Source organism: Sinomicrobium pectinilyticum (genome assembly GCF_003725735.1).
GTDB lineage: Bacteria > Bacteroidota > Bacteroidia > Flavobacteriales > Flavobacteriaceae > Sinomicrobium > Sinomicrobium pectinilyticum.
The window spans coordinates 19,117-34,148 of the sequence record NZ_RJTM01000158.1 but is presented as its reverse complement, the minus strand read 5'-3'; the positions used below and the strand labels follow the sequence as shown (position 1 = coordinate 34,148).

Sequence of the window (15,032 nt, the reverse complement as noted above, 5' to 3'; positions counted from 1 at the left end):
AGTAGTTTTTGGTATGTACGAAATCTTGTCACTTACGGGAAAGAATGTGGTCATATCTTGTTAAAAGATGTGAGAAATCATATTAAAATATCGGTATTCAGTAGTTTTTTTTAGGATGGCTGTTAATAAAGTATAAGTTTTGGCTAATATACACGTACAGAAAGCGAATGATTATTTATAGGTTTATAAATAATTTTTTGAGATGAAAAACCGATTAAAATTAAGTGTATTTTGGGTATTTTTAAGCCTGTTTCCCCCGTTGTATGGCCAGGGTACGCTGGAAGACTACAAGAGATCTTTGGCTGTAGATACCCTGTTCAAAAATAAGGTATTTAATACCCCCGAACTTTTTCACTGGCAGGGCGATAGTCTGTGCTGGTATAAAAATAATACTGCCGGAGGGGCGGAATACCTCCTGATTTCCACTAAAAACTTATCCCAAAAAGCCGCTTTCGATCACCGGAGGCTCGCATCCGGGTTACAGGATATCACCGGAAAAAATGCGGATGCGGCAAATCTCGATCTGAAGAATTTAAGGTTTGCCAACGGTTCGTTTACCTTTAATACAGACAGCCTTGAAATACGTTGTGTTCTTCCCGGCTACGGATTGGATGTCGTAAAAAAGATCGACAAAGAAGATAAAAAACAAAGGAAATATTGGGGCGGCCGTTTTGACGAATCAAACAATGATCCCGTAATTTCACCGGACAGTACCTATACAGGCTTTATTAAAAACAGTAACCTGTATATAAGGAACAGAACTACCGGAGAAGAAACCCGGTTGAGTTTTGACGGCTCTCCCGGCTTTTTCTACTCTTCCTATATACACTGGTCTCCGGACAGTAAAAAAATAATGGCCTATAAGGTACGGCCGGGCGAAGAGCGTAAGATTTATTTTGTGCGGGCTGCACCTGACGATCAGTTTCAGCCCCAACTGGAATCGCGCGATTATCTCAAGCCGGGCGATCAGTTGCCTTTCCGAAGCCCGCAACTGTTTGATGTGGCCTCCGGAAAACATATTCCCGTACCTACCGACCTTTTTTCACGGCAATACAGCCTGTCAAATTTCAGCTGGAAGAAAAACAGCAGCGCTGTTACTTTCGAATACAATCAGCGTGGACACCAGGTGTACCGGGTATTGTCCGTGGATGCCGGTACGGGAGAGGTCCGGGTGATTATCGAAGAAACCAGCCCTACGTTTATAGATTACAGCAGCAAAAAATACCGCTATGATACCGGCGACGGAAAAGAAATAATATGGACTTCCGAACGGGACGGCTATAACCACCTGTACCTGTACGACGGGGAAACGGGAAAAGTAAAAAAACAGCTTACCAAAGGCAACTGGCCTATACGTAAGGTCCTGGAAGTCGATGAAGAGAACCGTCAGGTTTATTTTACCGCAAGCGGAATGGATAAGGATCAGGACCCCTATTTACTGCACTATTGCCGTGTAGACTTCGACGGGAAGAATTTGGTGCGCTTTACCCGGGAAAACGGGAATCACGAGGTTACTTTTTCCTCGGGGCACACCTATTACATAGACCGGTATTCCAGGGTAGATGCACCGCCGGTAACCGTGCTTAAAAATGCAGCGACACAAAAAGAAGTGCTCCCCCTGCAAAAATCGGATATATCTGCTCTTCTGGATACGGGGTGGAAAATGCCCGAAGTATTTACAGCTAAAGGACGCGATGGAAAAACAGATATCTGGGGGATCATCGTCAGGCCTACGAATTTCGACCCCGGCAGAAATTATCCCGTTATAGAGTATATTTACGCGGGCCCTCACGATTCGTTTGTGCCTAAAAGCTTTCGCACCGTGTATTACGGCATGACAAATCTCGCTGAGCTGGGGTTTATCGTCGTACAGATCGATGGTATGGGAACATCCAACCGTTCCAAGGCCTTTCATGACGTTTGCTGGAAAAACCTGAAAGATGCCGGTTTCCCCGACAGGAAATTATGGATCAAAGCCGCGGCAAAGAAATATCCCTATATCAACAGTGAAATGGTAGGCATTCACGGTACTTCCGCAGGAGGACAAAATGCCGGGGCCGCAGTAGTGTTCAATTCGGATTTTTACAAGGCAGCGGTAGCGTCCTGTGGCTGTCATGATAACCGTATGGATAAAATATGGTGGAACGAACAGTGGATGGGATATCCCGTAGGGCCACATTATGCCGCTTGCTCGAATACCGAAAATGCTGCTTCCATGAACGGAAAGCTCATGCTGATGGTAGGGGAGGTCGATGATAATGTAGACCCGGCAACGACCATGCAGTTTGCCGATGCCCTGATCAAAGCCGGGAAAGATTTTGAGCTGGTCGTATTACCCGGGCAATCCCATACCTCCGGGGGAGAATTCGGGGACCGGAAGCGAAAGGACTTTTTTGTAAAGAACCTTTTAAAAGTTACCCCTCCGTCATGGCAGCGTATATATGAGTAAGAAACCCGCCGGTAAAAACGAAAAGAGAATCAAAACTATAAACCATTTCAGAAAACAATTTAAAGTATGAAGGTGTACAATACTACATTCGCAGGGATTGTCCTTTTTTTTACGGTCCTGGCAGGCTGTACGATATCGGCCCGGGCACAGGGCGGTGATCAGATACTCGACGGGATAGGAGAGACCGGGATGATCGCGCGATATATATTCAACGGGGATAGTAAAGACTGGTCGCGTAATAATTTACATGGCAGAATTCACGGCCCCGGGGCAAAATTCCGTAAAGATGAGAAATTCGGAAAAGTGCTGTCACTTCCGGGAGATGACGAATCTTTTGTTTCCCTCCCCGGCGAAGCCCTGACCGGGATAGAATCATTGAGTATAACCGGATGGATCTACCTGCATTCAGATCAAAGCAGGGTATATTTTTTCGATTTCGGTAAAGATACCGGCAACCGTTTTGCCATGACTCCCTCCGGAACAGCAGACCGGGAAGGTTGCGGGGTAACGGTCATATCCGGAGAAAATCGTACCGATGGCCCCGCATTACCTGCGTTGCAAACCGGTCGATGGGAACATGTTGCCGTGGTTCTGGATATCCCTTCAAAATCGATACGTACATATATCAATGGCAAACAGGCAGGAGAACGTAATGAAGCAGCACTTGATCTGGCGAAGGTATTCGATAGTGAGTCGGGTAAAAACAACCAGCTTTATATCGGTAAATCACTGGTGCAGGGAGTTCCTTATCTCTCTGCTGACCTATACGATTTCCGTATCTATCGTATTCCCCTGAATGAAAAACAAGTAGGGCGGATTTACAATAATGCACTCCGTGGAGACCACGGAAGTTCGGCAGGGACAGAAAAAGCGGAGAACGACCTCCCGGTATTTTCCGAAAACGAGTCCTGGCTTTACAACCGGTATCTCCTAAGTGTCGCCGATGTGGAAGTAGAGACCGAAGAAGGTCACCTGCCCCGCTTACCCCGCTATGTGAAAGGGACGTACAGTAAGGGTATGGAAGGCCCGGAAGTACGTGTGTTATGGCCGGCACCGACCGATAACAGCGAGGTGCTGAAACCCGGCCGCTATACCGTAACCGGCCGTATTCCCGGGACCAGTTTGCAATCGAAAGCTACGGTAACCGTCAAAAAAACAAAAGAAACAGCTGCTCCTCAACGTATACTCGATGTTTTCCCCCTGGACCAGGTTTCCTTAATTCAGGGTGCACATGGACATGAAACCAAGTTTACAGAGAACCGCGACAAGTTTATAACCACGCTGGCCAAAACAGACCCGGATGCTTTCCTGTATATGTTTCGCAATGCTTTCGGGCAGGAACAACCCGACGGCGCAAAACCACTGGGCGTATGGGACAGCCAGGAAACCAAGTTGCGCGGGCACGCTACGGGGCATTACCTGACGGCGATAGCACAGGCTTACGCAGGTACGGGATATGATAAAAGCCTGCACGACAATTTTGCGGATAAGATGGAGTATATGGTAAATACCCTTTACGAATTATCGCAAATGGCCGGGAAACCTGCAGAAGCGGGAGGCACACATGTATCCGATCCTGTAGCGGTACCCCCGGGCCCCGGAAGGCCGGATTACGATTCCGACCTCAGCGAAGAAGGTATCCGTACCGATTACCAGAACTGGGGAGAAGGCTATATCAGCGCGTATCCCCCCGACCAGTTTATCATGCTGGAAAAAGGTGCGAAATACGGAGGGCAGAAAAACCAGGTCTGGGCTCCTTATTATACCCTCCATAAAATTCTGGCCGGGTTGATGGATGTTTACGAGGTGAGCGGTAGTCCCAAAGCCCTGGAGATCGTCACCGGGATGAGCGATTGGGTACACGCCAGGCTGAGTCAGTTACCTACGGAGACCCTTATCGGTATGTGGAATACCTACATAGCCGGAGAATTCGGCGGGATGAATGAAGCCATGGCACGTCTGTACCGTATCACCGGGGAGTCGCGTTACCTGGAAACAGCCCGCTTGTTCGACAATATCAAAATGTTTTTCGGTGATGCCCGGCATTCGCACGGACTGGCCCGAAATGTAGATTCCTTTCGCGGACTGCATGCCAATCAGCATATTCCGCAGGTCGTCGGTGCCATAGAAATGTACCGCGATTCCCATGCACCCGAATATTATCGCGTGGCCGATAATTTCTGGTATAAAACCGTTAATGACTACATGTACAGTATCGGGGGCGTGGCCGGTGCCCGTAATCCGGTCAATGCCGAATGTTTTATTGCCGAACCGGCCACACTCTATGAGAACGGGTTCTCCGCAGGAGGACAGAACGAGACCTGTGCCACCTATAATATGCTGAAATTAACCCGGAACCTGTTCCTGTTCGAACCACGCGCCGAGCTGATGGATTATTACGAAAGAGGATTGTACAATCACATTCTCGCTTCTGTGGCAGAAGACAGTCCTGCCAATACCTATCATGTTCCCCTGAGGCCCGGTTCCGTCAAGCAATTCGGTAACCCGGACATGACGGGCTTCACCTGCTGTAACGGTACCGCCATAGAGAGCAGTACCAAACTCCAGAACTCTATTTATTTCAAAAGCAGAGATAACCGGGCGTTGTATGTCAACCTCTATGTGCCTTCCGTACTGCAGTGGGAGGAGCGTAATATTACCGTAACGCAGACTACCGATTTCCCGAAAGAAGACCACACCCGTTTAACGATAAAAGGCAGTGGAAAATTCGATATCAATGTACGTGTACCGGGCTGGGCAACCAAAGGGTTTTTCGTAAAGATCAATGGTAAAGAACAGGAACTTAAGGCCACGTCCGGCAGTTACCTGAAGCTAAGTCGTAAATGGAAAGACGGAGATACCATAGAATTGCAGATGCCATTCGGGTTTCACCTGGAGCCGGTCATGGACCAGCAGAATATTGCCAGCCTGTTTTACGGACCTGTTTTGCTGGCTGCCCAGGAATCCGGACCGAGAAAGGAATGGCGAAAAGTAACCCTGGATGCGGGGGATATAGGCAAGTCCGTAAAAGGAGATCCCGCAAAATTGGAATTTACCATCGATGATACGGTTTTCAAACCTTTTTACGAAACCTACGGCCGCCATTCGGTTTATCTCGATGTTACGTTAAAGTAAGTCCGCAGAGCTCACGGATGTGAATTATAAATTGTCAAACCTCATTAAACCTTTGCTATGATAAAACGAATAAGCGCTCTTGTCATTTTTATTTCCATGTACAGTATGGTTCATGCCCATGAGATGATCGATGCCGTAGAAAGCTATCAGGCCGACAAACGGACGTTAGATGCCACCTACACGATCCGGGAATCCGAAGGGTATTACCAGCGGTTCGGTACCTTTTATAAAGACTGGAACAAAAGGCTGGAGGCTATCCGTTTTGAGGAGTTGTCCCGGGAAGGTAAAGCCGATTATATCATGCTTAAAAACCGTATAGCCAAGGAAGATTATCATTTGCAACTCGCATATGAGGCTTATAAGAAAGTAGCTGATGTAACCGCTTTTGCGGGCGATATCTATACATTTGTCAGGGAGCGAAGACATGGCAAACGCCCGGATGCCAAACAACTTGCTGCACAGTTTACGACCGTATCCCGGCAGATCGATAAGAAAACGGAAGCGCTGAAAACAAAACCTTTCGATGACTGGGTGCAGGCCGAAAAAGCGGCAGCCGTGGTCTCTTCACTACATAAGGCCCTGGAAGAAGCTTACGGTTTTTATTTCGGTTACGATCCCGAATTCACCTGGTGGATGGAAAAACCTTATGAAGAACTGCATGAAAAGCTGTCCGCTTACGAAACCTTTTTAAAAGAGCACTATGCCGATAACAGTGTAAAGGATGACGGAAGCGGTATTATAGGAAAACCCATAGGCAGGGATGCACTGTTGAAAGAGCTGGCTTTCGAGTTTATTCCCTATACCCCTGAAGAACTCATTGCTACCGCAGAGAAGCAATTCGACTGGTGCAAGCAGGAAATGATAAAGGCGTCCCGCGAAATGGGGTACGGGGACGACTGGAAAGCGGCCCTCGAACATGTGAAAGATACCTACGTTCCCGCCGGGGAGCAACCACAGGCCATCAAGGACCTTTTCGATTATTCCGTTAACTTTATCGAAGAAAGGGACCTGATCACACTTCCGGACCTGGCCAAAGAAACCTGGCGGATGATTATGATGACGCCCGAGCGGCAAAAGGTAAACCCGTTTTTTACCGGTGGATGGGAAATCAGTATCTCCTATCCCACACAGGAGATGTCGCAGGCCGATAAGATAATGAGCATGCGGGGTAACAACCCCAACTTTTCTTTCGGTACCGTACAGCATGAATTGCTGCCCGGGCATAACCTGCAGTTTTTTATGAATTCGCGGTACAAAAGTTACCGCCGGGCTTTCGATACCCCGTTCTGGATAGAGGGCTGGGCCCTGTATTGGGAGATCATTTTGTGGAATAAAGATTTTGCACGGACCCCCGAACAGAAAATGGGAATGCTCTTCTGGCGTATCCATCGCTGTGCCCGGATTATTTTTTCCCTGAAATTTCAGCTCGGCGAAATGACCCCGCAGCAATGTATAGATATGCTGGTGGATAAGGTAGGACATGAATACGCCAATGCCGAGGCCGAAGTGCGACGATCTTTCGCCACCACCTATACTCCGCCGTTATACCAGGTGGCCTATATGATAGGAGGGCTACAGTTCTATGCCCTGCGAAAAGAAATGCTCGAAAAAGGGTGGGCCGAAAAGCAGTTCCACGACCGGGTGATGAAAGAGAACAGGATGCCGGTGGAGGTCCTCAGGGCAGTATTACAGGATAAGCCATTGACAAAGAAGTTTTCGACACAGTGGAAGTTTTCTACGGATTTTAAATAAGGGAAATGCGAAAGGCTGGCAATGAGATTAAAACAATCGTCACCGCGAGCATAGCGCGGCGGTCTCTTGGCGTGTCTGAGCCTGCCATTGAAGCATGCCGCCTACCCCCTAAGATTGCCACGCTTTGCTCGCAATGATGCTTGCTTGTAGAGTTGCTATATATAAAGCTCCTCCCTTCAGACGAAGGGAGGTACCCGAGTGATAACAAAGGGGGAGGGTTTTGAGAGCCCGAACCATCAGGATAATCCCGGGCGCATGAGAACATCCGGGGATATCCGGAAAGGCCTGTTTAAGCATAGTTTACAGCTAAGAATAAAAATAAGAGAACATGAAAATAAAATACCTGTTTATCTCCCTTTTCCTTGTACTACAAGGTTGCGGAGAAAAAAAGGAAGCAAAGCAGCAACCCGAAAAAAGGAGCCAGGAAGAGCTCCGGGGGAGTATCACGCCGGAGCGAAGCTGGTGGGATGTACAACGCTATGACATTGCCATAACCCCCGATTTCGATACCAAAAGCCTGACGGGGAGTAATAAGATCACCTATAAAGTGGTAGAAAAGGACCATTCCGACTATATGCAGATCGACCTGCAGCCGCCTTTGAAAATAGATAGTGTCATCTGCAATGACAATAAAAATAAAAACCTGTCCTTTACCAATGACGGTAACGTATGGTATATAGAAACCGGCAAACAAGCCCAAGACCGGGAAAATTCCATTACCGTTTATTACAGCGGTAATCCCCGCGAAGCTGTCCGGGCTCCCTGGGACGGGGGATGGACCTTTACCCGGGATTCCCTCAATCGTCCGTGGATGACGGTAACCTGCCAGGGCCTGGGAGCCTCCGTATGGTACCCCAATAAAGATCACCAGAGCGACGAACCCGATAAAGGAGCATCGCTTGCCATGACCGTCCCCGATGACCTCACTGCCGTAGCTAACGGCAGGCTTGCGGGGAAGACTTCCGCTAAAGGAAAAACAACTTATACCTGGGAAGTGGAGAACCCGGTAAACAATTACAATATTATTCCCTATATCGGGCATTACGTCAGTTTCAGCGAAACCTATGCCGGGAAAAAAGGCGACCTGGATATCGGTTACTGGGTACTCGATTATAACCTCGACAAAGCCAGGGCATACCTGCCTGCGCAAGTACACAATATGTTGAAAAGCTTCGAATACTGGTTTGGCCCCTATCCCTTCTACGAAGACGGCTACAAACTCGTGGAAACCGAACATACCGGGATGGAACACCAGTCGGCCATAGCTTATGGTAACCACTATAAACCCGGCTACCGAGGGCGCGATGCCTCCGGAACGGGTCTGGGGATGAAGTGGGACTTTATCATCATACACGAAAGCGGTCACGAGTGGTTCGGAAATAATATCACCAGTAATGACCTGGCCGATATGTACGTCCATGAAAGTTTTACCAATTACAGCGAAACCCTCTTCGTGGAGTCCATGTTCGGAAAAGAAGCCGGTAACCAGTACAATTACGGAATCCGTAAAGGTATTCAAAACGATACGCCCATTATTCCCGAATACGGGATCAATGCCAAAGGAAGCGGCGATATGTATCCCAAGGGAGGAAATATGCTCCATACCATAAGGCACAGTATAAATAACGATACCCTGTTCCGGGAGATCCTTACCGGTTTGAACAGTACGTTTTATCACCGGACTGTCGATGGCACCGAAATACTGGACTACATATCACAAAAAGCAGGCTACGATTACAGCAGGGTTTTTGAGCAGTACCTGACCACCACACAGATCCCCCGGCTGGAACTCTACTACGATAGCGATAAAAAAGAGATGCACTACAGGTGGGCCGATATTGTAAAAGGTTTTGATTTACCCCTATCTTTACAGGACAAAAAAGCGGAGATCCGTATCATTCCGTCCGGAGAATGGCAAAGTGTAAAGGTCGATGAAGATCAACGTACCCTGTTCCTTCCGGAAGCTATAGAAAAAATGTATTACATCCGGGTAAAAGAGACGGACGTTTTACCCTAATCGATAAAAGCAGTTTATTTTTATGTTTTCAAAACAGACGTATCAATCCAGAAGACAACACCTGAAGAAAGAAGTAAAACAAGGTATTTTACTGTTCCCGGGCAACGGGGAAAGCGGGATGAACTACAAGGACAACTGGTATCCTTTCCGGCAGGACAGTACCTTTTTGTACTATACCGGTATTAATAAAATCCCCGATATCTACTTTGCGATCGATATCGATGAAGACCGGGAAATCCTTTTCGGGAACGACCCTACCCCTGAGGAAATGGTCTGGACGGGCGCCGTAGACCCGTTGGCAGATTTGGCAGGTAAATCCGGCATTGCCACAGTAAAACCTTTCGGAGAACTCGCCGGTTTTATCAGGGCACAAAAGCAAAAAGGACGGACGATTCACTTTTTACCGCCCTACCGTGCAGAGACTACCGTACAACTCAGCGACCTGCTCGGGATTCCCGTAGGGGAAGTGGAAAAACACAAGTCGGATGCTTTTATCAAAGCGGTGGTCAAACAGCGTTCGGTAAAATCCTCCGAGGAAATCGAAGAAATAAACAAGGCTGTAAATATTACGGCACAAATGCATACCTATGCGATCCGGAATGCGGTACCGGGTAAAACAGAAAAAGAGATTGCGGGAGATTTACAGGCCATAGCCATAGGTGGCGGGGGAAATATATCCTTCCCGATCATCCTGACCAAAAACGGGCAGTACCTTCACAACCACGCTACACAAGCCGTGATACGGGAAGGTGATCTCATACTGTGCGATTGCGGTGCGGAAACAGCAATGAACTATGCGGGAGATATGACCCGTACCTTCCCTGCCGGTAAAACCTTTTCGCCCTTACAGAAAGCGGTGTATAATATCGTACTCGACGCCCATAATTCCGCCGTAGAAGCACTAAAACCCGGAATCCGTTTTAAAGACGTACACCTTCTGGCCTGTACCCGGCTCACCGAAGGACTGAAAGGCATGGGACTGATGAAAGGCAATACCGAAGAAGCCGTGGCGACAGGGGCACATACCCTGTTCTTCCAGTGTGGGCTGGGGCATATGATGGGTATGGATGTGCACGATATGGAGAACCTTGGAGAAGCCTATGTAGGCTATACCGACAGCCTGAAGAAGAGCACGGAGTTCGGGCTTAAATCGCTTCGTTTAGGCAAGGAACTGAGAGCGGGTTACGTACTTACCGTAGAGCCTGGGATCTATTTTAACCCGTTTCTGATCGATGCCTGGAGGGCACAGAAAAAATACACGGACTTCGTTAATTACGATGAGGTCGAAAAATTCAAAGGTTTCGGTGGTATTCGTGTAGAAGAGGACTTCGTAATCACGGATTCCGGTAGTACGCTGCTCGGAGAGCCCCTGGCCAAAACCCCCGAAGCGATAGAAGAACTCAAAAACTCGTAAAGCAAAGTGAATACAATAAAAAAACTGCTGTTTACCTTTTTGATATCGGGAACGGCATGGCTCGGTGCGCAGGAGGCAGACCCTGTACTAACCCTGGACCGCATCTATAATTCTTCCGAATTTCAGGCAGACCGGCAACGGCCCGTTTTCTGGGTCGAAGGCGGTAAAGCTTTCGTAACCATAGAACGCAATGAGGAAGGAGAGGACCGGCTGGTAAAATATATCAGCAAGAACAACAAGAGTAGCGTATACCTTTCCGCATCGGCCATCACACCGGAAGGTACGGATAAAAGCCTGAATATCGAAGATTTCACCTTGTCTCCCGACGAATCCAAAGTGCTGATCTTTACCAATTCCAGCCGCGTTTGGCGTTCCAATACCAAGGGCGATTACTGGGTATATGATTTCGATAGCGGCAAACTGAGCCGTATAGGAAAAGATTTTCCTTCCTCTTCCCTGATGTTTGCCAAGTTTTCCAGAGATAATGCTTTTGTGGCCTATGTACAGGGATTTAATATCTATAAAGAAGACTTTAAGACAGGAGAAGTTACACAACTTACCAAGGACGGTGACGGAGACATCATCAACGGTACGTTCGATTGGGTATATGAAGAAGAATTCGGTATGCGCGACGGGTTCAGCTGGGGGCCCGATGCTTCGAAAATAGCATACTGGCAACTAGATGCCTCGGACATCGGCACTTTCTATATGATAAACAATACCGATTCGGTCTATGCCAAACCCGTTCCGTTACAATATCCCAAAGTGGGGTATGATCCGTCCGAAACCAGGGTGGGAGTAGTCGATGTAAATTCCGCTGAAATTACCTGGATACCTGTTCCCGGTGATCCCGTACAGCATTACCTGCCGGCCATGCAATGGGTGAATGAAGACCTGCTGCTGATCCAGCAGCTCAACCGCAAACAGAACGAACTCCGTATCTATACCTACAGCCCTTCGTCCGGCGATCTGCAAAAAATATACACGGAGACCGAAGATACCTGGGTTGACCTGCGGTATCCTGATATTTCTTCCAACCAGTGGGGAAACAATGATTTTCTGCTGACCGATAATAATACGGCCTTATTGAGGATGACCGAAAAGGACGGGTGGAGACATATTTACAAAATAAGCCTGGAAGATGGGGCTAAAACATTGCTTACGCCCGGGGAATATGATGTTGCGGCGTATTATGCCATTACCGATAAAGATATTCTGTTCAGTGCCTCCCCGGACGATCCCGCCCAGCGGTATCTTTACAGTGTGCCGCTGAACGGAAAAGGAAATTTAAAACGCATTACCCCGGACGATTTCAGCGGGGTGAATACTTACAATATATCACCGGATGGCAAATATGCCATTCACAACCATACCAATGCCGAAAACCCGGTAACCACCAGGCTCGTTCGTTTACCTACCCATAAGACCATCAGTGTCCTGGTGGATAATAAGGTATTAAAAAATAAACTGCAAACGCTGGACCGTCCGTCTGTTGAGTTTTTCCGGGTCACAACCTCAGAAGGTGTAGAGGTAGAAGGACGTATGACGAAACCTTCCGGTTTTGACTCATCAAAAAAATACCCGGTGATATTTCATGTATACGGAGAGCCCTGGGGACAAATGGCTACCGATAGCTGGATAGGGCTCTATGATATTTTCCTGGCCCAAAAGGGATTCATTATTATCAATATGGACAACCGCGGTACACCCTCGCTTAAAGGTAGCGCATGGCGCAAGAGTATTTACAGGAAAGTGGGCGTAATCAATGCGGACGACCAGGCACTGGCGGCAAAAGAAGTGCTGAAATGGGACTTTTTAGACGAAGAAAAAGTTTCTGTCTGGGGATGGAGCGGGGGAGGCTCCATGACGCTCAATCTCATGTTCCGCTACCCGGAAATTTACAAAACGGGAATAGCCGTAGCCGCCGTGGCCAACCAGCTTTTTTATGACAACGTCTATCAGGAACGTTATATGGGACTTCCGCAGGAAAATCCGGAAGATTTTATCGAAGGTTCCCCTGTTACCCATGCCGGAAACCTCGAAGGAAACCTGCTCATCATTCACGGCACGGGCGATGATAACGTGCATTACCAGAACATGGAATACCTGGTCAACGAACTGATCCGGCAGAACAAGCAGTTCCGGATGATGGCCTATCCCAATCGCTCGCATGGTATTTACGAAGGCGTAAATACCCAGCGGCATTTATATACGCTGATAACGAATTACCTACTGGAAAATAACGGGATGTAAAAGGGCAGAGTAAACGCATTAAAAAAACTATAATAGCAACGTTTTAAAATTCCATGTTGCAAGTTGCAGGTTTTCATAAACCTATAACCTGCCTTTCGGCCTTGGTTCCTGCCCGTCCGGCGGGTATCCTGAGTCTACCGAAGGGCTCGGGGATCGGGAAAATCCGGTGGCTTCGATACATCCCGGCGGAGCCGGGACACTCAGCCACCTCGCTTTGTTCTTTCTGGAACTGCAACTGCAACCTGAAACCTGGAACCTGGAACTGCAACTTGTAACAAAAATAACTCCTGAACTCCAAACTATAACACGGTTACCGCTTATCAATTATCTCTCCTGTATAATGCGTTAGCCCTGTGTAAAAGGAGTCCGGGCTGGGAAAACTGATAAAAAAAGTCTATATTCCTGACTTAAAAGAGTGAAATGCAATTTCCCTGGCATCTTTACATAATGGCTGCGTTGTACATCCTGGCGGGCATAAATCATTTTGCCAGCCCCGGAATGTACATAAAAATTATGCCGCCATACGTTCCTGTTCATCGCCCTTTGGTTTATTTAAGTGGCGTGGCGGAAATACTGCTTGGTGTGGGACTGTGTTTTCCTGGGACCAAAGATTATGCGGTTTATGGTATAATTGTTATGCTTGTTGTTTTCTTTCCGGTACATTTCCATATGCTATCTTCGCCGAAAGCAGGCGAGGGTTTACCGCGATGGCTTTTGATACTGAGGATTCCATTGCAATTCGTATTGATATGGTGGGCCTGGACCTATTTAAAAAACTGAGAAAAGAAAGAGAAGGGGAAACAGCAATAATCGTAGTTACATAAAAACCGGAAAATATGAAACCTGTATTTCTTTTATTGATATTGATATTGAGCCTGCTTATAAATCCTGCTTACACCCAGGAAGCAAAGTACAAAACCACGGGTAATGTGGAGCGGATAGACCCGGCATTGGATGCCATTATGGATACCACGGTGAAAGCCGAAATTATTGCCGAAGGTTTTGTCTGGAGTGAAGGGCCTTTGTGGGTAGAAAACGAGCAGATGCTGTTATTCTCGGATGTGCCTAAGAATACGGTTTACAAATGGACGGAAGAAGGTGGTACGGAAGTTTATTTACGGCCGAGCGGTTATACCGGGACACAACCAAGTAAAAGCAAAGAACCGGGCAGCAACGGGTTGCTGCTGGATACCGGGGGCAACCTTGTGCTTTGTCAGCATGGCAACCGGCAGATGGTCAGAATGGAAGCACCGCTGACTAAACCCGAACCGGTGTTTCACAGCCTGGCGGATAACTATAAAGGAAAACGTTTTAACAGTCCCAATGATGCCGTATACAGCAGTAATGGCGACCTGTTCTTTACGGACCCTCCGTACGGACTCCCGATGCAGAATGACAAAGACCCGGCAAAAGAGATCGGTTTTAACGGCGTCTATAAAGTGAGGCCAAACGGCGAAGTAGTATTATTGACCGGTAACATCACAAGGCCGAACGGCATCGCGTTATTCCCGGGGGAAACAAAACTGCTCGTTGCCTGTTCCGACCGGGATGCACCCGGCTGGTACCTGTTGGATATCAATGATGCTCAAAAGGAGCCTGTGGTTTTTTATGATGCAACAGATCAGCGCAAGGGCCTGAAAGGCTCGCCTGACGGATTAAAGATTGACAAAAAAGGAAATATCTATGCCTCCGGCCCGGGAGGGATATGGATATTTGATAAGGCCGGAAAAGTATTGGGAAAAATAAGATTGGACGAATCGGCATCCAATGTGGCCCTTTCGGATGATGAGAAGACGTTGTATGTGACTAATGATATGTATGTGTTGCGGGTGCGGTTGAGGTAAGGTTGACTAACTTCTTGACTTTATCTGTAGCCTTTAAGGACCAATACTGAACTTTCTTTTACTAATTCGTCTAATGAAACAACAAATAGAATAGATTTTTCTTTGTTAATTAGGTATACACAGGATCTAAAATTTAAGCCGCACCACTAGCTATTAATCTCCCGTATT

At 47.6% G+C, this 15,032-nt stretch carries 9 protein-coding genes; all 9 read left to right on the top strand.

The window, feature by feature from the left end; all coding sequences use genetic code 11:
- Nucleotides 1-202 precede the first annotated feature (202 nt).
- Nucleotides 203-2,449, top strand: a complete 2,247-nt coding sequence (locus tag ED312_RS20775) for a S9 family peptidase (RefSeq protein ID WP_123217941.1) — start codon at nucleotides 203-205, stop codon at nucleotides 2,447-2,449.
- A 66-nt stretch (nucleotides 2,450-2,515) separates the two neighbouring features.
- Nucleotides 2,516-5,584, top strand: a complete 3,069-nt coding sequence (locus tag ED312_RS20770; protein WP_123217940.1) for a beta-L-arabinofuranosidase domain-containing protein — start codon at nucleotides 2,516-2,518, stop codon at nucleotides 5,582-5,584.
- A gap of 57 nt (nucleotides 5,585-5,641) precedes the next feature.
- Nucleotides 5,642-7,336 carry a DUF885 family protein gene (locus ED312_RS20765; protein ID WP_123217939.1) on the top strand — a complete coding sequence of 565 codons (1,695 nt, stop codon included), beginning with the start codon at nucleotides 5,642-5,644 and terminating at the stop codon, nucleotides 7,334-7,336.
- 328 nt (nucleotides 7,337-7,664) lie between these two features.
- Nucleotides 7,665-9,353: a M1 family metallopeptidase gene (locus tag ED312_RS20760; protein WP_123217938.1), complete on the top strand. Its 1,689-nt coding sequence runs from the start codon at nucleotides 7,665-7,667 to the stop codon at nucleotides 9,351-9,353.
- 22 nt (nucleotides 9,354-9,375) lie between these two features.
- Entirely contained in the window at nucleotides 9,376-10,767 is a 1,392-nt protein-coding gene (locus ED312_RS20755) for an aminopeptidase P family protein (RefSeq protein ID WP_123217937.1), read from the top strand.
- 6 nt (nucleotides 10,768-10,773) lie between these two features.
- Nucleotides 10,774-13,020, top strand: coding sequence for a S9 family peptidase (locus ED312_RS20750; protein ID WP_123217936.1), 2,247 nt, complete (start codon nucleotides 10,774-10,776; stop codon nucleotides 13,018-13,020).
- A 166-nt stretch (nucleotides 13,021-13,186) separates the two neighbouring features.
- Entirely contained in the window at nucleotides 13,187-13,369 is a 183-nt protein-coding gene (locus ED312_RS20745; protein ID WP_123217935.1) for a hypothetical protein, read from the top strand.
- A 71-nt stretch (nucleotides 13,370-13,440) separates the two neighbouring features.
- On the top strand, nucleotides 13,441-13,800 hold the full coding sequence (locus ED312_RS24525) for a DoxX family protein (protein WP_123217934.1): 360 nt from the start codon (nucleotides 13,441-13,443) through the stop codon (nucleotides 13,798-13,800).
- A 56-nt stretch (nucleotides 13,801-13,856) separates the two neighbouring features.
- The gene (locus ED312_RS20735; RefSeq protein WP_123217933.1) at nucleotides 13,857-14,864 is read left to right on the top strand and encodes an SMP-30/gluconolactonase/LRE family protein; all 1,008 of its coding nucleotides are present in this window, start codon (nucleotides 13,857-13,859) and stop codon (nucleotides 14,862-14,864) included.
- Nucleotides 14,865-15,032 lie beyond the last annotated feature (168 nt).

Excerpts from the sequence above, each read along its gene's own strand:
- ED312_RS20775 (WP_123217941.1), top strand. The coding sequence starts at position 203 with ATGAAAAACCGATTAAAATTAAGTGTATTTTGGGTATTTTTAAGCCTG.
- ED312_RS20770 (WP_123217940.1), top strand. The coding sequence starts at position 2,516 with ATGAAGGTGTACAATACTACATTCGCAGGGATTGTCCTTTTTTTTACG.
- ED312_RS20765 (WP_123217939.1), top strand. The coding sequence starts at position 5,642 with ATGATAAAACGAATAAGCGCTCTTGTCATTTTTATTTCCATGTACAGT.
- ED312_RS20760 (WP_123217938.1), top strand. The coding sequence starts at position 7,665 with ATGAAAATAAAATACCTGTTTATCTCCCTTTTCCTTGTACTACAAGGT.
- ED312_RS20755 (WP_123217937.1), top strand. The coding sequence starts at position 9,376 with ATGTTTTCAAAACAGACGTATCAATCCAGAAGACAACACCTGAAGAAA.
- ED312_RS24525 (WP_123217934.1), top strand. The coding sequence starts at position 13,441 with ATGCAATTTCCCTGGCATCTTTACATAATGGCTGCGTTGTACATCCTG.
- ED312_RS20735 (WP_123217933.1), top strand. The coding sequence starts at position 13,857 with ATGAAACCTGTATTTCTTTTATTGATATTGATATTGAGCCTGCTTATA.